Source organism: Tychonema sp. LEGE 06208 (assembly GCF_015207505.1).
Taxonomy (GTDB): Bacteria; Cyanobacteriota; Cyanobacteriia; order Cyanobacteriales; family Microcoleaceae; genus Microcoleus.
In genome coordinates this window covers 25,511-49,383 of record NZ_JADEWT010000029.1, presented here as the reverse complement: position 1 = coordinate 49,383, position 23,873 = coordinate 25,511, and the positions used below count along the sequence as shown (strand labels likewise).

17 protein-coding genes are annotated in these 23,873 nt (G+C 47.3%); 12 read left to right on the top strand and 5 right to left on the bottom strand.

What is annotated here, in order from left to right:
- Nucleotides 1–129: 129 nt before the first annotated feature.
- Nucleotides 130–567 carry a thiol-disulfide oxidoreductase DCC family protein gene (locus tag IQ263_RS10435; protein ID WP_194067359.1) on the bottom strand — a complete coding sequence of 146 codons (438 nt, stop codon included), beginning with the start codon at nt 565–567 and terminating at the stop codon, nt 130–132.
- Between the two features lie 168 nt (nt 568–735).
- On the bottom strand, nt 736–3,786 hold the full coding sequence (locus IQ263_RS10430) for a PAS domain-containing sensor histidine kinase (RefSeq protein WP_194067358.1): 3,051 nt from the start codon (nt 3,784–3,786) through the stop codon (nt 736–738).
- 532 nt (nt 3,787–4,318) lie between these two features.
- Here IQ263_RS10430 and IQ263_RS10425 point away from each other — a divergent pair.
- The 7 genes from IQ263_RS10425 (at nt 4,319) to IQ263_RS10395 (ending at nt 12,101) form a co-directional block, all read left to right on the top strand.
- Complete coding sequence (locus tag IQ263_RS10425; RefSeq protein WP_194067357.1) at nt 4,319–5,512, top strand: NAD(P)/FAD-dependent oxidoreductase; 1,194 nt, start codon at nt 4,319–4,321, stop codon at nt 5,510–5,512.
- Between the two features lie 312 nt (nt 5,513–5,824).
- Nucleotides 5,825–6,532: an HAD-IA family hydrolase gene (locus IQ263_RS10420; RefSeq protein WP_194067356.1), complete on the top strand. Its 708-nt coding sequence runs from the start codon at nt 5,825–5,827 to the stop codon at nt 6,530–6,532.
- Between the two features lie 157 nt (nt 6,533–6,689).
- Nucleotides 6,690–7,313 carry a DUF3859 domain-containing protein gene (locus IQ263_RS10415; protein ID WP_194067355.1) on the top strand — a complete coding sequence of 208 codons (624 nt, stop codon included), beginning with the start codon at nt 6,690–6,692 and terminating at the stop codon, nt 7,311–7,313.
- 2 nt (nt 7,314–7,315) lie between these two features.
- Entirely contained in the window at nt 7,316–9,070 is a 1,755-nt protein-coding gene (locus IQ263_RS10410; protein ID WP_194067354.1) for an asparagine synthetase B family protein, read from the top strand.
- A 180-nt stretch (nt 9,071–9,250) separates the two neighbouring features.
- Nucleotides 9,251–10,471: a diaminopimelate decarboxylase family protein gene (locus tag IQ263_RS10405; protein WP_194067353.1), complete on the top strand. Its 1,221-nt coding sequence runs from the start codon at nt 9,251–9,253 to the stop codon at nt 10,469–10,471.
- Between the two features lie 118 nt (nt 10,472–10,589).
- A complete protein-coding gene (locus IQ263_RS10400) occupies nt 10,590–11,915 on the top strand; it encodes a toprim domain-containing protein (protein WP_194067352.1) in 1,326 nt (441 codons plus the stop codon).
- Between the two features lie 18 nt (nt 11,916–11,933).
- Entirely contained in the window at nt 11,934–12,101 is a 168-nt protein-coding gene (locus tag IQ263_RS10395; protein WP_194067351.1) for a hypothetical protein, read from the top strand.
- 124 nt (nt 12,102–12,225) lie between these two features.
- Here the strand turns inward: IQ263_RS10395 and IQ263_RS10390 are convergent, their stop codons facing one another.
- The 3 genes from IQ263_RS10390 to IQ263_RS10380 all read right to left on the bottom strand — a co-directional run bounded on the left by IQ263_RS10390 (nt 12,226) and on the right by IQ263_RS10380 (nt 16,889).
- Nucleotides 12,226–13,899 (bottom strand): asparagine synthetase B family protein, encoded by a 1,674-nt coding sequence (locus tag IQ263_RS10390; RefSeq protein ID WP_194067350.1) that lies wholly within the window; start codon nt 13,897–13,899, stop codon nt 12,226–12,228.
- A gap of 181 nt (nt 13,900–14,080) precedes the next feature.
- Nucleotides 14,081–15,541: a serine/threonine-protein kinase gene (locus IQ263_RS10385; protein WP_194067349.1), complete on the bottom strand. Its 1,461-nt coding sequence runs from the start codon at nt 15,539–15,541 to the stop codon at nt 14,081–14,083.
- A gap of 343 nt (nt 15,542–15,884) precedes the next feature.
- Nucleotides 15,885–16,889, bottom strand: a complete 1,005-nt coding sequence (locus IQ263_RS10380) for a LysR family transcriptional regulator (RefSeq protein WP_194067348.1) — start codon at nt 16,887–16,889, stop codon at nt 15,885–15,887.
- 353 nt (nt 16,890–17,242) lie between these two features.
- Between IQ263_RS10380 and IQ263_RS10375 the strand changes: the two genes are divergently transcribed.
- The 5 genes from IQ263_RS10375 to IQ263_RS10355 all read left to right on the top strand — a co-directional run bounded on the left by IQ263_RS10375 (nt 17,243) and on the right by IQ263_RS10355 (nt 23,791).
- Nucleotides 17,243–17,956, top strand: a complete 714-nt coding sequence (locus IQ263_RS10375) for an NnrU family protein (protein WP_194067347.1) — start codon at nt 17,243–17,245, stop codon at nt 17,954–17,956.
- A gap of 45 nt (nt 17,957–18,001) precedes the next feature.
- A complete protein-coding gene (locus tag IQ263_RS10370; protein WP_194067346.1) occupies nt 18,002–18,379 on the top strand; it encodes a thioredoxin family protein in 378 nt (125 codons plus the stop codon).
- A gap of 559 nt (nt 18,380–18,938) precedes the next feature.
- Nucleotides 18,939–20,984: an NAD(P)H-quinone oxidoreductase subunit 5 gene (locus tag IQ263_RS10365; RefSeq protein WP_194067369.1), complete on the top strand. Its 2,046-nt coding sequence runs from the start codon at nt 18,939–18,941 to the stop codon at nt 20,982–20,984.
- 479 nt (nt 20,985–21,463) lie between these two features.
- Complete coding sequence (gene ndhD1 / locus IQ263_RS10360) at nt 21,464–23,047, top strand: photosynthetic/respiratory NAD(P)H-quinone oxidoreductase subunit D1 (RefSeq protein WP_194067345.1); 1,584 nt, start codon at nt 21,464–21,466, stop codon at nt 23,045–23,047.
- Between the two features lie 162 nt (nt 23,048–23,209).
- The gene (locus IQ263_RS10355; protein WP_194067344.1) at nt 23,210–23,791 is read left to right on the top strand and encodes a DUF6000 family protein; all 582 of its coding nucleotides are present in this window, start codon (nt 23,210–23,212) and stop codon (nt 23,789–23,791) included.
- Nucleotides 23,792–23,873 lie beyond the last annotated feature (82 nt).

Here is a 23,873-nt window from a genome sequence, read left to right as displayed (position 1 = left end):
AATTTCTGGTTAATTACACATCATAAATCAGGCTTATAGTAAGGACTTTAGTCCTTATTAAGGCTTGTAGTGAGGACTTTAGTCCGTATTAAATTAAATTATCCTCGATGGAAAAAACTAAAGTCCTCACTACGAACCGGATTTTAAGTCGGGATTGTCGCAATTCTCGATCGCCCTACAGCCAACTGCATAAACAGATTTGTACGTTGTCGATCGCTTGCCAAACAAAGTATAGCGGTTATCGCGGACTTGTTCGTACAGGCGATCGCCCATCCACTTCATCCCCGGCATAGCGCGGTAAGCCGCCACAAACACCTCACCAGCAGGCAATATCCGCCCGATTTCCTCCGCCGCATCGCTACCTTGCCAGCGTTTTTCTAGATTCTGTGAATCTATCAAAATCATCCCCATTTCGCAGTCATCGGTAGCGATCCCAAAGCGATCTAATCCCTCTAAATCTTGCATAGAAATATATTCAAAATTCTGCCCTCCATCTAAGTTTTCCAGTAACTGCACCAAGGTGACGCAGAGATTGCAATTGCCGTCGTAAATTACCTTGTAATTCATAGGTTAACTGTTGACTGTTGAATGTTGACTGTTGACTGTTGACTAATGACTAATGACTAATGACTAATGACTAATGACTAATGACTAATGACTAATGACTAATGACTAATGACTGTTAACTGTTAACTGTTGACTACTGACTACTGACTACTGACTACTGACTACTGACTACTGACTTCTAGCGACAGGAATCTCGATCGCAAATTCCGTACCTTGACCCGGTGCAGAATGACATTTAAGCTCACCGCCGTGCTTTTCTACCACAATTTGATAGCTGATAGACAACCCCAAACCCGTACCTTTACCGGGTTCTTTCGTAGTAAAAAACGGATCGAACAGCCTTTGATGAACCTCTGGCGGAATCCCCGGCCCGTTGTCAGCAATCCGAATCACAATATGAGAAGCATTCCCAATAGAATCATCCGCAACAGCATCCCGTTCGTATTTTACATCAGTACAAATCCGCAGCGTCGGCGAAGGACAAGAAGGAATAGGCGCAGGTTCCCCATCTGCCCAATGTCCCGTGTCCATTGCTTCTTCCAAAGCATCTATTGCATTACCGATAATATTCATAAAAACCTGATTCAACTGTCCGGCATAACACTGTACGCGAGGCAAATCACCGAACTCTTTGACTAGGGTAATTTTCGGATGTCCTGCCGTTTCTTTTAACCTGTGCTGCAAAATCAACAAAGTGCTGTCAATCCCTTCGTGAATGTCAACCTGTTTTTGTTCGGCTTCATCCAATCGCGAGAAATTCTTCAGCGACAGCACAATTTGACGAATTCGCTCGGCTCCCATTTTCATTGATGTTAACAGTTTTGGCAAATCTTTGAGCAGAAAATGCAAATCTATATCCTCTATCTCTTGTTGAATTACTGCTGTTGGTTGAGGATATTCCTGCTGGTAAAGTTGCACCATTTTTAGCAAGTCTTTAAAGTAATCGTCAGCGTGCATGACGTTGCCGTAAATAAAGCTAACTGGATTGTTGATTTCGTGAGCTACACCAGCTACTAACTGCCCCAAACTCACCATTTTTTCATTTTGAACCATCAGGCTTTGAGTTTTGTGCACGTCCCGCAGCGCTTTGGCAAGTTCTTCATTTTTATTCCTCAATTGACTTTCCGAAAGGCGCACTGCTTCTTCTGCTTGTTTGCGATCGGTAATATCTTTGCGAATTGCTACATATTGATGGGGTTCTCCGTTAGAATTTAAGCAAGGTACAATAGTTGTATCCAACCAGAATAATGTGCCATCTTTAGCTTGATTTTTCATCTCTCCCCGCCAAACATTTCCTTGGCGAATGGTAGACCAAAGATGCTTGAAAAAATCCGGTGAATGATAAGCTGAATTGACAAGTCTGTGGGTTTTGCCGATCAAGTCTTCTCGATTGTATTTAAAGAGCTCGCAAAATTGGTTATTGACATAGGTAATGGCACCGAATTCGTCGGTATTCGAGACGATCGCAGATTCATCTAATGCAAATTTTTCAAATTCTAATTCTTGGAGAGTTTGTCGCAGTTCGGCTTCGGCTTGTTTGCGATCGCTAATATCGGTAATCATCCGCAAAACACCTGAAAATTCGCCTTTGTCATCGAACATCGGTGTCGCTGAGACGATCGCCCACAAGTGAGATCCATCAGAGCGAGTAAACTTAAAATCGTGGCGTTCCCGAATACCTTGTCGCCTGCGCTTTACGTAACCTTCAGCTATTTCCCTCGCCTCGGCGTCGATAAACTCAAATAGCGATCGCCCCAGCATCTCCTCCACAGTATACCCCAGCATTTCGGCCATCCGAGAGTTAGCAAAAGTCGTGGTGCTATCAGCGTCAAACATCCAAACGCCCTCCGAAGCCGTCTCGACAATGCAGCGGTAATAACTCTCGCTCTCCCTCACTGTTGCCTCTGCTTGCTTGCGATCGGTAATATCAGTTTCTACCGCAATAAAACCTTCTAGTTTCCCAGTTTCTTGATAAATCGGCACGATCGACATCGCCACCCAATAACCTTTTCCATCCTTGCTGTAATTGTAAATTTCCTGATTAAACGGTTCACCTGTCGCCAAAGCCGATCGCATTTGAGCAATAGTTAACGGGTCAGTGTGAGGGCCTTGCAGCACATCAACCGGTTTTTTTCCCAGCACTTCTTCTAGCTTGTAACCGCTAATCCGAGTAAACCCTTCATTCACCCATTCAATACAGCCTCGATCGTCAGTAATAATCACACCATTTTGCGTTTTTTGAGCCACGATCGCCAACCGCAACAATTCTGTTTCAGTTTTTTTACTTTCCGTAATATCTTGAGCAATACCCAGAATGTACTTAGGCGCGCCGGAAATGTCCAACAAAGGAACTTTTTTAGCCTGCAAAATCCGCTTTCCCCGGCGCGGTAGTTGAATAATTTGTTCTGGCAAATCCACACATTTTCCCGTAGCCAATACTTCTAAATCTTGGGTTTGCAAGTAATTTGCCTCCTCTGCTTCCAACAAATCAGCAGCATTGTTATTAAGCACTTCATCGCTGGAATAGCCAAATAAATTTTCGCTGGCTTTATTCCAATAAATAAATTTTTGTTCCGTAGCATCTTTGATAAACACGCTAATCGGCAGATTTTGCAGTACCGCATTCAGAAAATCTTCTGTATTTCGCAGCTTTTCCTCAGCTTGTTTGCGCTCCGTAATATCCCAAATCACTCCGTCGATATAAAAAACCCGCGACTGAAAATTTGCGGGCGAAATCGGCGAATCAGCAGCAGACAAAAACCCCTCAATTTCCCCTTGTCCCTCTTGTTTTCCTCTAGCCTCATTTACCTCGCCGCCAACAGATCGGCCTTTTTCGCAAACCCAGCTAATTTCACCGTCAGCCCGGACAATACGGTATTCAAGAATGTACGGAGTTTTTGTTGCTACACTTTTTTGGACAGCAGCATCCACATTTTTGCAGTCTTGAGGATGGATAATGCTGGCAAAAGAACGGACGCGATCGTTGATAAAATCAGAAGATGGATAGCCTGATATTTCTTGAATTGCCTCGCTCAAAAACCCCATTGTCCGTGTTGTGAATCGGCCGTCGCCCGTACCCTCGCAGGTACAGCGATAGACAGCACCGGGAATATTAGCTACTAAGTTTTTATAGCGTGCTTCGCTGCTTAACAAAGCTGAGTGGTCTTCGTTATGGCGATCGCCGTTATTAAATTTAGAAGAATTCGAGGAAGTTTGCATAATTTAGTCACTTGTGAGTGTGGGGGCAAGTGTTAGAGTAGATGCCTGTATAAAAAATGAATTTAATTGGGACAATAATCCGCTATCAACTAATATAGTACAAAATTACTTGGACTAACATTCAAAAAATTTTATTCTGGTTAATAGGTAAAGCTAATCAAAGATATTATGTAGAACGCAGAAGGTCGTTCGCCAAGGGATTTGATAACGGATTTAAGGGATTTAACCCATGGATGTTCGGGAAATATTTTTCCGATTCTCCCCTTGAGACTATCTTTCTCTTTCCCCATCGGACTATTCTCCCCATCTCCCCCTCTCCCCCGATCTCCATTGGGATCATCTGTGTTTTACTTTTGATCTGGCGAACTCTTAAGCTCGCAGTGTAACAAAAAATACTTGGTGGCAAACTTTACAGATGCTCTCTCCCCATTACACCATTAGACTATCTCCCCCCGCTGCCACTTCCCCAATTCCCCACTCTCGTTAGAATAAGAGAAGTTGCCTTGCTATCGATCGCCCTCAAACAAAAACCATGACTCAACAACAACCCCGGATTTGCATTCTCGGCGGAGGCTTCGGCGGACTCTACACAGCCCTGCGCTTGAGTCAGTTACCCTTCTCCAAAGCCGAAAAACCCGAAATAGTCCTAGTCGATCGGCGCGATCGCTTCCTGTTCGTTCCCCTGCTGTACGAACTCCTCACCGGTGAACTCCAAACCTGGGAAATCGCCCCGCCGTTTGCCGAACTATTGGAAAACACAGGCGTGCGCTTTTGTCAAGGCACCGTCTCAGGCATCGACTTAGACCAGAAGCGAGTGCAGTTACGCGACGGGCCAGAAATTCCGTGCGATCGCCTCGTTTTAGCTTTAGGCGGCGAAACCCCTCTCGATATGGTAAGAGGAGCCGTTGAATACGCTTATTCGTTCCGCACCCTCAAGGACGCCTACAGCTTGGAAGAAAGACTGCGGTTTCTCGAATCCAGCAATACCGACAAAATTCGGGTGGCGATCGTCGGCGCCGGTTATTCGGGAGTAGAATTAGCTTGTAAATTAGCCGATCGACTCGGAGACAAAGGCCGCATCCGGTTAGTCGAACAAAGCAACACAATTCTGCAGACATCGCCAGAGTTCAACCGCGAAGCCGCCAACAAAGCACTAGAAAAGCGCAAAGTGTGGATCGACTTAGAAACATCAGTAGAGGCGGTCGAATCCGACACCATATCCTTAGTCTACAAAGGACAATTAGACGTTCTCCCCGTAGACATAGTATTGTGGACAGTAGGAACTAAAGTTAGTCAAGCAGTGCGATCGCTACCCCTCAAACAAAACCGTCGCGGTCAACTAATAGTGAATCCGCAGATGCAAATTATCGACCATCCCGACATATTTGCCTTGGGAGACATAGCAGAATGTCACGATGCAACCGGTCAAAAAGTCCCCTCCACCGCTCAAACAGCATTCCAGCAAGCCGACTACACCGCCTGGAACATTTGGGCATCCCTGAGCGATCGTCCATTACTACCTTTCCGCTACCAGCCGCTAGGAGAAATGATGACATTAGGAATAGACAACGCCACCCTCACAGGTTTAGGAATCAAACTCGACGGACAACTAGCACACATTGCTCGCCGCCTAGCCTATCTCTATCGGATGCCCACATTTGACCACCAAATAAAAGTTGGATTCAACTGGATTAGCAAACCAATTCAGGACTTGTTGAAAAAGTAATAGTTAACTGTTAACTGTTAACTGTTAACTGTTGATTTATGATATAGAGGAGACGGCAGTGCCGTTTCCCTACGCCAGATTAATTGTAGGGAAACGGCCAAGCCGTCTCCTAATTTCTAATAATTCCGATGCAACCGGAAACTCTATGACTAACAATTAACTTATGATATAGAGGAGACGGCTTGGCCTTAGTCCCTACCTTGATTAATTGTAGGGAAACGGCACTGCCGTCTCCTAATTTCTAATAATTCCGATGCAACCGGAAACTCTATGACAAATAACAATTAACAACTAACAAATAACCAATAACTAATGACAAAAATTATATTTTTAGATGCCGCAGGTACATTATTTGACGTTCGCGGCAACGTCGGCGAAGTCTACGCAGAACTAGCCAAAAAATTTGGAGTTGCAGTTAAAAGCGAAGAGTTAAATGCAGCATTTTCCCAAAGTTTTGCCACAGCCAGTCCGATGGCATTTCCTGGGATAGAAGCAGCAAAAATTCCCCAGCTAGAATTTGAATGGTGGCTGACAGTTTCCGCGAAAGCATTTCAAATAGCAGGCGTTTTCCATCAATTCTCAGACTTTCCAAATTTCTTTGCCGAACTCTACGCTCATTTTGCCACCGCCGAGCCTTGGTTCGTCTATCCCGATGTATTCCCCGCCTTAAATAGGTGGCAGCAACAAGGAATTAAATTAGCAGTAGTATCGAATTTTGATTCGCGAATTTATGCAGTCTTAAAAGCATTAAATTTAGCAGAATATTTCACATCGGTGACAATTTCTACCGAAGTAGGTGCTGCTAAACCAGATTATAAGATTTTCACGGCAGCTTTACAAAAGCACAACTGTATTGCTGAAGATGTGTTGCATATTGGCGATAGTTTTAAGGCTGATTATTGTGGTGCTAAAAATTCTGGGTTAAAGGCAATTTGGTTGAATCGCCAACAGGAAAAACTGGATTTAGGAAAGTTGTATTTTCCGAAGGTGGAGGAATTTGCTAGCTTGGATTTGATCTAAATATGATTTTTATGATGTTAAGGTTATGATTTTTATGAATTGACTTTGAGAATTATTTATTGAATAATATGGATAATTTAACCGCAGAGGGCGCAGAGGGCGCAGAGGAAGAGAAGAGAGGGGTGATTTATATATCTGATTTTTACTGGAAAACTCTATGGAAACTCGACTTACTCAAGATCAGTTAGCACAGGTTGTCGCTGAAATCGATAGGTTATCAAACCAGCGTGAGTTAGAATTGGGAACGGATCGCGTAAGAGAAATTTTACGGGAGTTGAATTTGCCTGATGAACTTCTGGAAGATGCGATCGCCCAAATGCACCGCCGCGAGGCCTTGGAAAAACAGCAGCGACGGAATCGTTGGATTGCGATCGCCTCGACTGCGGTTGTGATTTCGGCGATCGCGATCGGCATTCTATTCGGGCAAAATCGACAGCAGCAAAATGCTGGAGTTGCGTCAACAGAAGACAGGATTTCGCTATCGAAAAAGGGTGGTGATAGCCTCAGTCAAGTCAATCGTCAAATCAATCCCCGCATCTACTACCAGGTGACGTTGAAAAATGCTCCGATCGGCAATCGGTTGTCTCTGCAATGCGACTGGACTAATCCGAGTGGTCAAATTGTTCATCAGAACAAGTATCAGACTCGCACGATCGATACATCAGTTTGGAATACTTACTGTTTTTATGACCTCGGATCTGCTTCCTTGCAGGGAAACTGGGAGGTTCGGATGTCTCTGGATGGGCGCGCGATCGGCAGTGAACCTTTCGTGGTGAAATAGATATGGGTGCGATCGGCAAACCTGCACATTTCATCGGCTACTGGGGACAAACTGATCTCACAAAAACCCTTAGCCGTTTAGTGCCTAATTACTTTATCCGATCGGGCAAATTATCCGAGTGGGCGATCGCCTCTGCATCAATCCTCGCGGCTGACACAGTGACGCTGAATGCTTGCGGGCGATTTCAACCGACGGATTTTCCGGGAGATGTTTGGGCTGGAGTGGAAACGGGACAGCTACGGCTGGGGCGCGATCCGTTTGGGCGCGTGCCGCTTTACTGGATTCAGTTGGCAAAAACGATTTGGTTTTCGACTCAAATGCAATTGCTGCTACCGCTGATTGATTCTCCTGAAGTGAGTCCGATCGCCCTACACAGTTATGCTTGTTTTTCCTATGTACCAACGCCGTTAACTGCGATCGAGCAAATTGCATCTGTAGCAGCCGGAACCGAAATCCTTTGGGAAATCGCCGATGTTCAGTCTCAGCCGAAAGTGAGATCGCTCAAATCAGCTTGGCAAGAAGCGCCGCAATTACTGCGGAGTGAAGATGAGGCGATCGCACAATTGCAAACGCTGTTACAACAGGCGATCGATCGACAGGTGGCTGATTTGCCGATCGACGAACCAGTCGGCGTTTTGCTATCAGGCGGGATTGATTCTTCCCTAGTGACAGCGCTGCTAGTCAAAGCAGGCTTGAAAGTCCGCGCCTATGCCCTCGATTTTGGTGTCGAAGCCTATTCCGAATTGCCCTACGCGCAACAGGTTGCCGACTTTTTCGGGATTCCGCTAATCCGAGTGGCGGCGACGGGCGATACAATCTTGGGCGCGATCGGGCCAACCGCCAAAGCCCTAGATTCACCCTACGGAGACGGCACAACAGCCCCGCTGTTTTTGCTCAAACAGGCGGCGGCGCAAGAGGTGCGAGTTGTATTCAATGGCGAAAACGGCGATCAGCTATTTGCCGGATGGACAAACAAACCCTTGATTGCTAACGGAGTTTACAGCGCAGAACATCCAGCCGGCAAAGAAACCTTTGAACAGCAGTATTTGCGGACGTTTCAGCGATTTTATGGTTATGAAAAACAGATTTTTACGCCCAGTTTTTTATCAAAGAGGCTCGATCGCACTCAATCCCACGATTTAAGCATTTACCTGCAAGATGCGATCGGTACCGACACCTGTCCCTCCCTGCTAGCCAAACTGCGGCGGGCTTCGCTGATGCTCAAAGGCGCCCAAAATATCCAGCCGAGGGCCACCGCATTGGGCTTTGCTTGCGGTTTGTGGGTGCGATCGCCCTTCTGCGACCCCGACCTCACGGAGTGGACGTTTCAACTCCCTGGCGAGCTGCTGCTGCAAGGTGCGTGCGAAAAATACATCCTCAAAAAAGCCTCCGAACGTTGGCTGCCACCGGAAATTGTCTGGCGGGAAAAACGCGGGATGGGTGTGCCGTTGAAGGTGTGGTATTACCGGGAGTTTTGGAGTGCGATCGGATCTCGGCTGAATCCGAATGTACTGCGATCGCAAAAATCCTGGCAACCGCATTTAGCCGACTCGATGTTATCGGGAAAACTCGGAGTTGCCATGCGCGATCGATACATTGGCAACAATCTGTGGTTGCTGCTGATGTGGCAAGCATGGCGAACCGAAGTTTTAGGCGAAATTCCAGTTAAGCGATCGCTGGATCATGTTTTTTGGTTGCCACCGGCGATCGGACAACGCATTTGGAAATATCGAAGACAGTTAACAGTTGACAGTTGACAGTTGACAGTTGATATGGTCGGGGCGGGTTTATAAATTTGTTGGCTTTGAATTTGAGAATACTGGTGAACCCGCCCCTACAAGATATGGAATTATATCAGAACAGATCCATCGGACTTGATATAACCTCCGTTACATCCGTTACATCCGCTACAAAATCCGTTGCCGAACTTCTTCCTTATGATTAAATCTTTGCTAAATAATGAAACGAAAATACATTCGCCACCATTCTCCGAAGCAATGGCCCAGCGACTTTTATCAACCTATGGTTCGCCCTTATATGTGTATCAAGCCGATCGCCTGCGTCAAACCCTAGAACACATTACCCGATCGATCGACTATCCGCACGTTCAGTTTCATTTTGCCACCGTCACCAACGGCAATATTGCTTTGTTGCAACTGATTCAGCCAACTGGTTGGGGGCTGCACGCGAATACGCCCGGTGATGTTTTTTTAGGACTGAAAGCGGGTTTTACGGGCGATCGCATTGTCTACACTGGCAGTAACCTCAACCGGGCGGATATTCAGCAACTGATTGAATGGAAGATCGATCGATTCAACTTCGATAGCCTGTCGCAACTCCAGGATTTTTGCGAATATTCGCGCAGTCAACCGCGATTAATCGATCCCGAAATTGGACTGCGGCTCAACTTACCCGAATTGACGGGAGACAGCCGTATCGGACTCAATCCCGCTGAATTTGAAAAAGCCAACGAAATCGCGCAGCAGCACAGTTTTAGCATCACTGGACTGCATTTTTATCGGGGGACTGGAACTAATGCCACTGGTGCTTTTACGCAAGTAATCGATCGCCTAATTGCGATCGCCCAACAGTTACCCGATTGGCGAATTCTCGACTTTGGGGGTGGTTTTGGCTATCCCTATCGAGGCGGTGCGGTGTTTGACTGGGGGGAGTTTGGGGCAGCGATTACTGAACGATTGAGTGCCCTATCTCGCCCGATCGAGTTAGTAATTGAACCGGGACGATCCGCGATCGCAGGTTGCGGTATTTTGCTAGCAAAAGTTGTGTCTGTGAAGTGGTTGGGCGAGCGGCAAATAGTCGGAGTCGATACCACTGTATCAAATCTATCAGTGCCTGCGGTACACGGAGGCTATCGGGCGATCGCAACTTGGGAAACCGGCGATGTATCGCGATACGAAACCGATATTTGTGGCAACACAACTTATTCGCGGGATTATTTAGGGCGCAACTGTTGGCTACCGAAACTGCAAATTGGAGATAATCTCGCCATTTTGGATAGTGGGGCTTACGGTTATGCGATGTCGTCACATTTTCTGCACCGCCCCCGCCCTGCGGAGGTGTTGATTGAGGCTAAGGGCGATCGACTAATTCGACAGCGAGAAGACTATTCCATTCTGTTAAACGGGCAAATCTTTTAAACCGAATTATTCATCTCTCTCTTCTCTTCCTCTGCGCCCTCTGCGCCCTCTGCGGTTAAATCATTCCGAAACAACCGCCAACGATATAAATCCATTAAATCAATCAGGAGTAACCGAAATGGGAATGAAATGCGTCCAGTGTAACACCGACAACAATTTGCGCGATCGTACCACCCACTCAGGTCACTGTAAGAATTGCAACCATCCCTTTGTATTTGATCCCACTACTATCACCGATCAAAAAATCGCCTTCACCGATCCATTTTTCAAGAATGCGATCGCAGATATCTCCAGCCAAAATATGTTATTTTTTACGCCCAAACAGTTTTTGTATTTGATGGATAAACGGCTAAAAAATCGCACGTCATCTAACCTTTGGAAGTGGACTTTAGAATATTTGATCCAGAGCTTGATAATTATAATCGTTGGCGGTTTATTCATGAGCTCTATTTTTTCTGACACTCTGGGATTTTTGATAGTGTGGACAGTTTTAAATATTATTTGGATTGGGGGCTTTTTTGCCAAAAGCAAATCTACCGAGCAAAGTGCTCGCAACAGAAGAATTAATGCCACAAATTTACAAACTTTAGGAATAATAATTTTAGTAACAGGGATTTCAGGAAGCTTGATACTGAACTATGTCCCAGGATACATTGCAGCGATCGCCCTAGGACTATTTTCCTACTGGCTGGGCATTTCACAAAAAAATCGTCCACAGATAACTGGTGAAATATTTCTAGTCAATCAAGCCCAGAGTAATGAGTGGCTGCTAGACTGGCAAAGAGTAAACGGTACACTAGAAAAACTCCTCCCAGCACCTCGCCAAGAAGCTTTATCCGCCAGCATCGATCCAGAAATTAGCGCCTACAGTTTCGATCGCGCAATCATCTGTGACAGTGACGAAACCGCCCAATTCCTGATTGCCAACAACGTCCATTTTGAAAACAACTGCGCCATTCTCAGCATCAGCGGCTATCCCCAAAGCATCTTCGACACAGTAATCGAAATGCTGCGACGCAATGCCGATTTAAAAGTGTATGCGCTGCACGATGCGAATCCTGCTGGAGTTAGTTTAGTCCATCAATTACGAACCAGTCCAAACTGGTTTGCAAATCAAGCCGTCACAATTTTTGATTTAGGCATTTCTCCCCGTCAAATCTTGGAAACTCGCGATATGTTTGTACAGCAATCTCAAACAATGGCACAAAGCGCTCGTCAATTACCCGATGCTGTGAGGCAAGGTTTAACAGCAGAAGAACTCGCATGGTTAGATGCCGGTAATTTCGTGGAATTAGAATCTTTTACGCCGCAGCGGTTGTTGCGGGTGGTGAATTATGGACTTGCTCAGAGTGGCGATCCGCAGGGCAACGACGGCTTAATATTAGCGGATAATTCTGTGGGATATGGCGGCGGCTATGTGTTTGTTTCTGATAGTTTCGGTTGAGGAACAGAGGAGACGGCAATGCCGTTTCCCTACCCCAAAATAATCCGATCGCCAAACAACAGAGGAGACGGCAATGCCGTTTCCCTACCCCAAAATAATCGTAGCAACAGAGGAGACGGCAATGCCGTTTCCCTACCTCAAAATAATCTGATTGCCCGGGATTTAATGCAACCATCGCCCGATTAATGGTAGGGAAACGGCACTGCCGTGTCCTGATTTATTTAATGCAACCATCGCCCGATTAATGGTAGGGAAACGGCACTGCCGTGTCCTGATTTCGGGTAACTTGCCCGTCATTTAAAAACACTCCCTAACGGCGATTCACCTGTAACCAAATTTCCAGTGTTACCAACAGCCACAGCTTCAGCCCGTAGCGGGGAAAAACTTCGCCTCGATAGTTTAGCCATTCCTCAATCAATGCCCGATCGAGGTAAGGTGCGATCGCCGCACGACGATTCAACAGCAACGATCGCGCTTGCCGCTGCCAATCCCTCAAAAACCACTGCTGCATCGACATCACCATCCCACTTTTCGGACGATTCACAATAACATCGGGCAGCAAATCGGCCACAGCAGCCTTGAGCACGGCCTTTTCCTGCGCGCCCGAAAGCTTGTACTCTGGCGGAATTTGCAAACTCAGCGCCACCATCCGCCGATCGAATAGGGGCGATCGAGCTTTTAGCCCCGCAGCAGCCGTCAGATTGTTTACCTTAGTTAAAATGTAATCGGCCCCTTTGTACTCAATATTCAGCCGCATCAACCGATTCAAAAAAGTCGTTTCTGTCTGTTGCAATTCCTGTGCAAACACCGAAGGCGCATCTTTTACCTGATTCCAAACCTCCGGTTTCAGCAAGCGCGGTAAATCCACATAGCATTTTTGAAACGAAGTCAAGTAAGCTGCGATCGGATCGGGTTTACCCTGAATCGAACCATACAAACTATTCAGCAACATCGGCTTATTTTTGGGCCCGCCAAAACACGGATCGCCACCTTCCCCATTCAGTACCACATCTGCGAATTGTTTTGCCGATCGCCCCAGCAGCAAATTGGGCACCGTCAAGCCTTCCCCCACCGGATCGTCCATAGCAGCCAGCGTTTCCGGTAGCAACTCCCAAATTTGCTTGGGCGAAACTTCTAAAATATGGTGCTCGGTGCCGCAATGTGCTGCGACGATGTTGGCAAATTCAATCTCGCTGGGATATTCGGCGCCAAAGTGCATCGAAAAAGTGTGCACTGGCCGATCGTGCAACCGGGCTGCGATCGCAGTCACGCAACTTGAATCAATGCCACCCGAAAGGTATGCTGCGACAGGTTCCCCGGCTGGTAGCCCTTCTTGCACCAGTTGTTCCAAGAGCGATCGCACTTGTTGACTGTGCCATTCCAAAGGGCGATCGGCGTTAGTAATTTGCTCCTGCGGTTCCCAATATCTCTGCGCTTTAACATCCGGTAAATACAAGTAGCTACCAGGGCGCAACTCTCGCACTCCTTCCCACAGCGTTTGCGCTCCGGGTACAAAGGCACAGCACAAATAGTCGCGCAAAGCAACTAAATCGAGTGTGCGATCGTGATACGAATTGAGCGATCGCAGTCGAGGCGCAATCCAGCGAGTATTTCCCGCACGGGTGTAATACAGCGTTTTGGCTCCGACGCGATCGCGCCCGATACAAAGCGTTTGCTCTTCTCTATCCCATACAGCCAGCGCAAACTGTCCTTCTAGCAAGCTAAGAGTTTGAGGGCCGGATGTTTCCCATAACTGCCCGACGATCGCCAAATCGCTCAATCCATCGGTATCAATCTGTTTTTTGAGCAGCAAAGTGCGATCGAAGCAGCAGTCACCCACCAGCACAAATCGCTGATTGGGGCTGAAGGTGGGTTCAGCTCCAATTATGGCAAAACCGGCGGTTTCCCAAGTTGCAGGGTGCGATCGGGTGGCAGTCCCCCAAGCGATCGCCCAATTCGGGTTAATCGACTTCTGATTTTCCATCGATTTATATCCGGTTGTATCGGAATAATTAAACCGCGAAGGCGCAAAGGACTCGAAGGAAGTACCCCCTGCCCCCCCAAGGGGGGAAAGAAGAAGATGCTGTTCTTTCTTCGCGCTCTTCGCGTCTTCGCGGTTCGTTTAATCTTACTCCATAACAGAACTTTATATAATACAATTCCGATTAAAAAACATTAGAAAGCAACTTATAAATCAAGCGAAATACGGCTGTTGCCGCGATCGCCCCCAAAGCCCCCAAACATCCCACAAACAACACGCCAACCATCGGAGAACCGGGATAAATCATAGTTGCGGCCTTCTGCCAAGCCGGGAAAAACCACAGCACAGCCAGAGTACCAGCACCAATAATCAGCATCTCAGTTTGTTCGATCGCCCTGCGGTACTGAGCGTAAATCAGCCCCCCCACGATCGCACCCAGCAACCCGATACTCAAGCCCGGAGATGGCAGCCAACTCGTCAGGGCGATCGCCAGCAACGCCCCCTCAAAACCCGTAAACGCAGCCCCACGCAAAACCTCCCAAATCGAAAAAGCCCCTCTCGGCCGAGGTTGCAGACTTCCCGGAGGAGTCACAGCAACAGGCAGAGGAGGCGGCAGAGGAGGTGGTAGCTGCACAGGAGGTAGGGGGGGCGGAGTCTGCACAGCAGGCGGCTGCACGACCACCGTAGGCTGTTGAGAATTGTATTTCAGAGCCGCTTGCACCTCCGCAGCAGATTGATAGCGCTGACTCGGAGCCGGCAACAACATTCGATCGAGAACTTCAGCCAAACGCGGGCTTACCTGCACCCTAGAACGCCAATTCCACTGATTTTGATAACTATCAAACAACTCCGTCGGCTGCAAATCGGTCAACAAAGTAATGCAAGTCACAGCCAAAGCATAAAAATCCGTTGCCGGATAAACTTCTTGCCCGCTCATCTGTTCTGGCGGAGCGTAACCCAAAGAATAAATACCAGTAGAAGCCTTAGAACTGCCCGCAGTTTGCGTCACCTGTTTGACAGCCCCAAAATCTAATAAATAAAGCCGACCATTTTTAGCCCGCATAATATTAGCAGGTTTAATATCTCGGTGAATCGAACCGCGAGAATGCACAAAATCGAGAACCTTCAAAATTTCTCCCAGCACCTCCAGCGTTTGGGCCTCCGAAAACTTACCCTTAGCAGCAAGTTCTTCCTCCAAATTTTCACCGTCAATAAATTCTTGAACCAAATAGAAAAACTGATCGTTGTTCCCCCCTTGCAAACTCGGAACAGTCAGCTCAAAAAACGCCAGCAAACTCGGAATTTGCGAATGTTCGTTTCCCAGTTCTTCCAGCACCGCCGCTTCCCGTTCAAACAGAGTATGAGCGATTCTTAGCTGTGCCGGAGTCATATTTGCCGACGGCTGCAAAAGTTTAGCCACGCACTGCCGCATCGCCGGAGTGTAGCGGTCTCTAGCCAAAAATGCCGCCCCAAAACCGCCTTGACCCAACAACCTCGCGGGCAAATAGCGGCCGCTCAAAATTAGGGGCATCCCGCAAGTCGTGCAAAACTTTTGCTGCACAGTTTTCAGCAGGGAACTATCATCGAGGTCTGCAAAATTGTTTTGAGGGCGCGGGCAGGCCGGGCGGGTGCAGTAAACTTCCATTGTGGTTTGCTCATTGGTCTTAGGGAATTGGTCATCGGGCTCTAGCGAAGCGGAGGGATTGGTCATCGGGCCGATGCCCGCGCGGGGAATTAGGAATTGGTAATTGGGAATTGTAATTGGTTTAATTCCTAATTCTAGGCGGTCAAACTTTTTAAGACTAATCCCAGTTTGTTTTACCCTCTTTATCTAGTTTTGGTATTAGGTTTTGGCATCAAAAAAGCCAATTACCGATTTCCGATTTCCGATTCTCGATTCCCAATTTATTCATTTTTCCAAGGGTTCTCAAACCGGATTTTTATTTATAAACTAACCGCGAACTACTAACTGCCAACGACCTCACAAATTAATTTCCCGCCGAGTTGGGAGTTACTATTTCTATCAGAGGCAAATCGATCGCCGGAGCTGCTTTTTTTTCTGAAATGGTGGAATAAGTAGTAAACAGGGGCAGAATTTCATTGCTGAAAGCCTCTGCTGCTTTAGAACGGTAGCGGTTGGGGTTGCAAATCAGGGACAAAATCCGCGTTACTAACACTTCGTCCATTTTAGATTTGTGCAAAACGCCCATCAGCAACTCTTTTTCGATCGCCGAAACCGACACAAAAGCAGCGCCTAGACCCGACTGAACCGCATTTTTAATAGCTTCGATCGAATTTAGCTCCATCTCGATTTTCAGGCGGCGCGTGTCAATGCCGCAGCGAGTCAGTACCTGATCGATGACTTTGCGGATAGTAGACTGGGAGTCTAGGGAAATAAACTGCAATTTATAAAGGTCTTCTTTTTGGATACTTTCTTGTTGTACCATCGGGTGAGACGGAGGCAGAATCAGAGCCAGTTCGTCCTCTGCGTAAGGAACAATTTCTAAAGCTTCTACAAGTTCGGTAGGAATTTCTCCGCCTACAATTGCTAAATCGATTTGCCCGTTGGCCACACTCCACGCGGTGCGGCGGGTAGAGTGAACGTGAAGCTGTACCGCTACATCCGGGTACTTTTGCCGGAACATCCCGATCATCCTGGGTAGCAAATACGTCCCGGTTGTTTGAGAAGCGCCGACTATCAAAGTACCGCCTTGGAGATTTTGCAAGTCTTCGAGAGCTCGACAAGTTTCTTGACAAAGCGATAAAATTTTCTCGCCGTAACTCAGCAGCAGGTGTCCGGCTTCGGTGAGTTGAGCCCTGCGCCCCCCCCTGTCAAACAGTGGCACGTCCAACTGTCTCTCTAGGTTTTGCACCTGCAAGCTAACTGCGGGCTGGGATACGTAGAGGCTGTCGGCGGCGCGTTTGAAGCTTCCTTCGGAGGCGATCGCCTTGAGAATACGTAACTGGTCTAAAGTGAAAGGAAGGTCAGACATATATCTAAATTGTCAGTTGTCAGTTGTCAGTTGTCAGTTGGTAGGGGCGGTGGATGGTGCGTGCCCGCCCTCTTAGTTGTCAGTTGTCAGTTGTCAGTTGTCAGTTGTCAGTTGTCAGTTGTCAGTTGTCAGTTGTCAGTTGTCAGTTGTCAGTTGTCAAGAAAGCAGTGGGCAGCGGGCAGTTGTCAAGAAAGCAGTTGTCAGTTGTCTGTAGCTGCGAATTGGCTGAGGGCTAATGACTAATGACTGATGACTAATGACTAATGACTGATGACTGATAACCGCTGAATGCTCCTATAGATACTTTGTGACACAACTTGGCCACGAATCAATAACTTTTCTTAATATTTGCAATGACGATCGACTTAGCGCTTGACTCCCACTTAGTTATTCTGGGACTTTTATTCGGTTTTGCGATCGCCCACAGCGGTTTAGCAGCCCTCCGGCCAACAGGTGAAAAGCTGATGGGGGCTAGACTTTACCGGGTTTTGTTTGCCCTTGTCAGTTTGCCGCTGGCGGTAATTCTGATTGTCTATTTTTTCAACCACCGCTACGACGGCGTGCAGCTTTGGCAAGTACAGGGAGTGCCCGGAGTTAAACCCGCAGTTTGGATACTTTCAGCAATTTCCTTTCTGTTTCTGTACCCCGCAACCTTCAACCTCCTAGAAATTGCCGCCGTCCAAAAGCCGGAAGTTCACCTCTACGAAGCCGGGATCATCCGCATCACCCGTCACCCGCAAATGGTGGGACAGGTGATTTGGTGCGTGGCCCACACCCTGTGGATTGGCACTAGCTTTACCCTCGTCACTTCCATCGGTTTGGTACTTCACCACCTGTTCGGAGTGTGGCACGGCGACCAGCGGCTGCGGGCGCGTTTTGGGGAATCCTTTGAAACCATCAAATCTCAAACCTCAATTATTCCATTTTTGGCCATCCTGCAAAAGCGTCAAACCCTTGATTTGCTTGAGTTTATGCGTCCTTCCTACCTAGGTGTAGTTATTTTTACGGGCCTGTTGTGGAAAATTCATCCTTTTTTGATGCGTGTCACTGGGAACATATACTGGTAGCATGATCCCTAGGATAGAAAAAAAATTATTAAATTCTGAGGGCTCATGGTGTTGTCGGTTAGCGAACGCACTTTTGCACAAGAGGTTTTTCAAGCCTCTACCCCCGTTTTAGTTCACTTTTGGGCACCTTGGTGCGGTTTGTGCCGCGCGATCGACCCTACGCTTGCGACTTTTGATGCACAGTGGGCAGGAAAAGTCAAGCTCCTAGGGGTGAATGCCGACCAAAGTTTGAAGTTAGCCAACACTTATCGGCTGACAAGTCTGCCGACTCTGATTTTGTTTGAGGGCGATCGAGTTCGATTTAGATTTGAACACTATCAAGGACGCGAGGAACTGCGGCGGACTCTCGATTCTTGGATGCTAGCCACTGTGAATTCTCCCCAAACTCAACGCCTGCAACCGCAGCAAGCAGTTAACAGGTAATCTCGTTTCCGGTTGTATCTGAATAATAAAATCGAGTCAACAGTTAACGCTCAACCATTCAGTTTTTCGACCCGCCCGTCAACAGTCAGTAGGGGCGGTGCCTGTGAGTGCGGGCCCTCTTAACAGTCAACAGTCAACAGTCAACAATCACCTGACGGTGCAACCGGAATTGATATAACAGGTCAACAAAGACATTTGGCCCGCGCGGTAGAAAGTATTTGGAATTCCCCATTTATTCGATCGACCATCCGACGACACCTCAGTAGAGGCAGAAACCGAGTTTTTTTACGAAAATACGGCGTATATCGCCTGATATCGATAAAAACCCGGTTTCTTGACTCGATCGGCTCCAAAAGTGTATTGATTTGTCAATCTATCTTTAGGAATAGATTGAAAGCGAACAAGATCGATCGGGAAAAAACAAAGCAGTTCTCAAGCATTGTCGATCGGCAATACTGAAAAATTGGAGCGAGTATTTTTGCCCAGTGGCGCAGGCGTGTGTCACAATTGTTTACAGTTTTGGCAATATCTAGTAGAAACTTTAAACAACCTATCAGTCATGGAACTGCTTTATCTATACGCTTGGCTGATTCCAGTCCTGCCGCTGGCAGGCGCAATGCTAGTAGGTTTAGGCTTAATCACCTTTAACCAGGCAACCAACAAACTCCGACAAGCGAATGCGATTTTAATCGTCTCCACGCTGGGAGGGTCAATGGTACTATCTTTCGCATTGCTGTGGAGTCAACTACAGGGCCACGCACCCTACACCCGCAATATTGAGTGGGCCTCTGCTGGCGACTTCTCGCTAAAAATGGGCTATATCATCGACCCCCTGACGGCGGTAATGCTGGCGATCGTCACCACGGTCGCCTTTTTGGTGATGATTTACACCGACGGGTACATGGCTCACGATGACGGGTACGTGCGATTTTACGCCTACCTCAGCATCTTCAGCGCCTCAATGTTAGGTCTAGTCCTCAGCCCGAACATCATTCAGGTTTACATTTTCTGGGAACTCGTAGGTATGTGTTCATACCTGCTAGTCGGATTTTGGTACGATCGCAAACCCGCAGCAGACGCTTGCCAAAAAGCCTTCGTCACCAACCGCGTCGGCGACTTCGGCCTGCTGCTGGGCATCCTCGGCATTTACTGGGCCACCGGCAGCTTTGAATTTGAGGTGATGGGCGAACGCCTGCACTCCCTAGTCGAATCCGGGGCCCTTTCGGCGACTCTAGCGACAATCTTCGGTGTTTTGATCTTTTTGGGCCCAGTCGCCAAATCCGCTCAATTCCCCCTCCACGTCTGGCTCCCAGACGCAATGGAAGGCCCCACACCGATTTCAGCCTTGATTCACGCGGCCACGATGGTAGCCGCCGGAGTCTTCCTGATCGCTAGGATGTACCCAGTATTGGAAGGTCTGCCTGAAGTCATGAATCTGATCGCCTGCACCGGCTGTTTTACAGCATTCATGGGTGCTTCGATCGCAATTACGCAAAATGACATCAAAAAAGGCTTAGCCTACTCCACCATCTCCCAATTGGGCTACATGGTCATGGCAATGGGCGTCGGCGCCTACAGTGCCGGACTGTTCCACTTAATGACCCACGCTTACTTCAAAGCAATGCTGTTCCTGTGCTCGGGTTCAGTCATTCACGGCATGGAAAATGTCGTCGGCCACAACCCAGCTCTGGCTCAAGACATGAGAGTCATGGGCGGCTTGCGTAAATATATGCCAATTACCGCTTCTTGCTTTTTAATCGGTAATTTAGCAATCTGCGGCATTCCGCCCTTTGCAGGTTTTTGGTCAAAAGACGAAATCCTCGCCCAAGCTTTTCACGCTAATCCCGCTCTCTGGGCGGTGAGTTGGCTGACTGCGGGCATGACCGCGTTTTATATGTTTCGGATGTATTTCAGCACCTTTGAGGGCGAATTCCGGGGCAATAACAGCGCCATCAAGCAACGACTCCTACAACCGAATCTGGTTTTCGGCCCCGGAGCGATGAATGTTAAGGAATTGGCACCCACTGGCGAAAGTCACGGCGAACACGACCATTTTCCTCACGAATCTCCTCTGACAATGGCTCTGCCGTTGGTGTTGCTGGCTGTACCTTCAGTATTTATCGGTTTTGTCGGTACGCCGTTTGCTAATTATTTCGAGCAGTTTGTGCGCGCGCCAGGGGAATCTCTCGAAGAAGTTTTGCAACACGCGGCTGAGTTTGATTTGACGGAATTCCTCATCATGGGCGGGAGCTCTGTAGGTATTGCTTTGCTTGGCATTACTTTGGCTTCTCTGATGTATTTGAGCCGGAAAATTGACCCGAGTGCGGTAGCTGCAAAAATCAAACCGCTTTACGAGTTCTCTCTCAACAAGTGGTATCTCGACGATATCAACGAAGTTCTCTTTGTCAAAGGCAGCCGCCGTTTAGCGCGACAAGTCATGGAAGTGGATTTGCGAGTTGTCGATGGTATTGTCAACTTGACAGGGTTTCTGACTCTAGTTACGGGCGAAGGTTTGAAATACTTTGAAAGCGGTCGCGCTCAATTTTACGCCCTGATCGTGTTTGTCGCAGTTCTGGGTTTTGCGATCGTTTCGGGAGTCAGTTAAATCTGTAGGGAAATGGCAATGCCTATTGGTCTCAACAATCGCCTGAAACCTTTTGTCTTTCTCCTTTACTGCCGAGGTCTGATCCCCCTAAATCCCCCTTAAGAAGAGGGACTTTGAGCAGATTCTTGTCCCACCCCCTACTCCCCTTTTTAAGGGGGGCTAGGGGGGATCTGGCCTCGGAGATCGACGAGAGATACAAAGGTTTTCAGGCGATTGTTGAGACGCCTTGGGCGAAGCGAAGCGGAGGGATTGCCGTATCCCCACCAAGAGATATTTTAAGAAATGCTATTAGCTCAATAACTCACAATTGACAATTAGCCAATAGATGTACATCTTTGATTAAACTCAATTTGTGCGATCGCACAAATTGTCGCAAATATAGCAAAAACAAATGTTTCGTATAAAGAAAGTATAAAATTTATAGGAAAACGGTTAAAATATGTTTAAACCTAATAGTTGATGGCTAATTTTAAAACGCAATGGATACAGCTAATTTCCCCTGGTTAACAACAACAATTCTGTTTCCCATTGCTGCGTCCTTGCTGATTCCTTTGATTCCCGACAAGGATGGCAAGACGGTGCGCTGGTATGCACTAATTGTAGGTTTGATCGATTTTGCTCTGCTTGTTTACGCTTTTTGCACTCATTACGACTTCAGCAATCCAGATTTGCAACTGGTAGAAAGCTATACTTGGGTACAGCAACTCGATTTAAATTGGTCGGTGGGTGCTGACGGTTTGTCGATGCCGCTGATTTTGCTGACTGGTTTTATTACTACGCTGGCTACTTTAGCAGCTTGGCCAGTCACATTTAAACCGAAGCTTTTTTACTTTTTGATGCTGGTCATGTACGGCGGACAAATCGCAGTTTTTGCCGTACAGGATATGTTGCTGTTTTTCCTAGTTTGGGAACTGGAATTAGTCCCTATTTACCTAATTTTGTCCATCTGGGGCGGCAAGAAGCGCCTCTACGCAGCAACTAAGTTTATCCTGTACACCGCAGGCGGTTCGCTGTTTATTTTGGTGGGTGCGCTGACGATGGCGTTTTATGGCGATACCGTGACTTTCGATATGCGGGCGATCGCGCTTAAAGACTTCGCCCCCAATATAGAATTGCTTCTGTACGCAGGTTTCTTAATAGCCTACGGCGTCAAACTGCCAATTTTTCCCCTCCACACTTGGCTCCCCGACGCTCACGGCGAAGCCACCGCACCCGCCCATATGTTGCTAGCAGGAATTCTCCTGAAAATGGGCGGTTACGCTTTACTGCGGATGAATGCGGGAATGCTCCCCGACGCTCACGCTACCTTCGCACCGCTGTTAGTAATTTTGGGCGTAGTTAACATTGTTTACGCCGCCTTAACTTCTTTTGCTCAGCGCAATTTGAAGCGGAAAATTGCTTATTCTTCGATTTCGCACATGGGCTTTGTGCTGATTGGGATAGCTTCGTTTACCGATTTGGGAATTAGCGGTGCAATGCTGCAAATGGTTTCCCACGGTTTAATCGGGGCGAGTTTGTTCTTTATGGTAGGTTGCACTTACGATCGCACCCACACCCTCATGCTCGACGAAATGGGCGGTGTCGGGCAGAAAATGCGTAAGGTTTTTGCAATGTGGACTGCTTGTTCTATGGCTTCTTTGGCTTTGCCGGGAATGAGCGGTTTTGTAGCAGAATTGATGGTATTTGTGGGCTTTGCAACCAGTGATGCTTACAATCCGGTATTTAAGGTTTGTGTGGTATTTCTAGCTGCTGTCGGCGTAATTTTGACTCCGATTTATCTGCTGTCGATGCTGCGGGAAATCTTCTACGGCCCGGAAAACAAGCAATTGGTGGAACACGAAGAGTTGGTGGATGCGGAACCGCGAGAAGTGTTTATTATTGCGGCTCTGTTAGTGCCGATTATTGGCATTGGTTTGTATCCAAAGATGCTGACTCAGGTTTACGATGCGACTACTTCACAGTTGACTGCAAAGTTGCGGGCTTCTGTACCGTCTCTGGTGGCTAAGGCTGCTGATAAAACGGTGGCTCTGCGCGCTCCGGCGATCGAGCCGAGCAAGTTGTGATTTAAACTGGATTTAGGAATAAAACCCCCAAACCATTTTAAAGATAGGGTTTGGGGGTTTTCTATTTTGTTTTGGGCTGGAACTTGTCTATTAGGTTTGCATCAATTTGCGATGATGTTATCTTTGAGATGTTTAGTCTTAACAATTTCATACTCAAACACAATGACAGACTATATTAAAGAGCATTATGTCAAGCCACTTTATCTCAAGGTTTTACACGGTAACTTTTTAGGGATTGGTAAAGATATAGATGCGTTTGTGGACTTGACAAAAGTTGCTCTAGATGAAGTAACTGACAAAGAACTGATCCAGATGTATAACGGTTGTTGGAGACATACAATTACCGCAAGTTGGTTTTGTGGAATTGGGCGCTTTCCACAACATCTCAAGAAAATTGAAACTTTGCTGATTCCAAGCCGAACTTGTTATGCAGGACAATTTCATTGTTTTGCGTTAGCTCGTCTTGACAATGCTGAGTCGGTAAGAATTTTGCGATCGTATTTAGACACATACTTACCCGTTGGCGCTCGACAATACGACCAAAAATGGGCTATTGGAGCATTATGGTGGTTAGATCGCAGGCATGGAACAGATTATGCACAGGTTTATCTAGAAAACCCCGATAATTGGAAACTTGGATATCGAGACCAAGAGTATGGGACACTAAGCGCAGAGGAAGGAATTCTCCACTTTCAAAAGGTTATGGACTTTGTAGACAAATATTTCCCAGAATTTACGGCGTAGATAGCTCCGCTTTCTAGATATCGATTTGCCAGGAAGAAGCGATAATAGATAATATGCCATTTTAATTCTAAGAGTGTGCTAG

Bases quoted from the DNA above. Each gene is read 5' to 3' on its own strand.
- IQ263_RS10435 (WP_194067359.1), bottom strand. From the start codon at position 567: ATGAATTACAAGGTAATTTACGACGGCAATTGCAATCTCTGCGTCACC.
- IQ263_RS10430 (WP_194067358.1), bottom strand. From the start codon at position 3,786: ATGCAAACTTCCTCGAATTCTTCTAAATTTAATAACGGCGATCGCCAT.
- IQ263_RS10425 (WP_194067357.1), top strand. From the start codon at position 4,319: ATGACTCAACAACAACCCCGGATTTGCATTCTCGGCGGAGGCTTCGGC.
- IQ263_RS10420 (WP_194067356.1), top strand. From the start codon at position 5,825: ATGACAAAAATTATATTTTTAGATGCCGCAGGTACATTATTTGACGTT.
- IQ263_RS10415 (WP_194067355.1), top strand. From the start codon at position 6,690: ATGGAAACTCGACTTACTCAAGATCAGTTAGCACAGGTTGTCGCTGAA.
- IQ263_RS10410 (WP_194067354.1), top strand. From the start codon at position 7,316: ATGGGTGCGATCGGCAAACCTGCACATTTCATCGGCTACTGGGGACAA.
- IQ263_RS10405 (WP_194067353.1), top strand. From the start codon at position 9,251: ATGATTAAATCTTTGCTAAATAATGAAACGAAAATACATTCGCCACCA.
- IQ263_RS10400 (WP_194067352.1), top strand. From the start codon at position 10,590: ATGGGAATGAAATGCGTCCAGTGTAACACCGACAACAATTTGCGCGAT.
- IQ263_RS10395 (WP_194067351.1), top strand. From the start codon at position 11,934: ATGCCGTTTCCCTACCCCAAAATAATCCGATCGCCAAACAACAGAGGA.
- IQ263_RS10390 (WP_194067350.1), bottom strand. From the start codon at position 13,899: ATGGAAAATCAGAAGTCGATTAACCCGAATTGGGCGATCGCTTGGGGG.
- IQ263_RS10385 (WP_194067349.1), bottom strand. From the start codon at position 15,541: ATGGAAGTTTACTGCACCCGCCCGGCCTGCCCGCGCCCTCAAAACAAT.
- IQ263_RS10380 (WP_194067348.1), bottom strand. From the start codon at position 16,889: ATGTCTGACCTTCCTTTCACTTTAGACCAGTTACGTATTCTCAAGGCG.
- IQ263_RS10375 (WP_194067347.1), top strand. From the start codon at position 17,243: ATGACGATCGACTTAGCGCTTGACTCCCACTTAGTTATTCTGGGACTT.
- IQ263_RS10370 (WP_194067346.1), top strand. From the start codon at position 18,002: ATGGTGTTGTCGGTTAGCGAACGCACTTTTGCACAAGAGGTTTTTCAA.
- IQ263_RS10365 (WP_194067369.1), top strand. From the start codon at position 18,939: ATGGAACTGCTTTATCTATACGCTTGGCTGATTCCAGTCCTGCCGCTG.
- ndhD1 (WP_194067345.1), top strand. From the start codon at position 21,464: ATGGATACAGCTAATTTCCCCTGGTTAACAACAACAATTCTGTTTCCC.
- IQ263_RS10355 (WP_194067344.1), top strand. From the start codon at position 23,210: ATGACAGACTATATTAAAGAGCATTATGTCAAGCCACTTTATCTCAAG.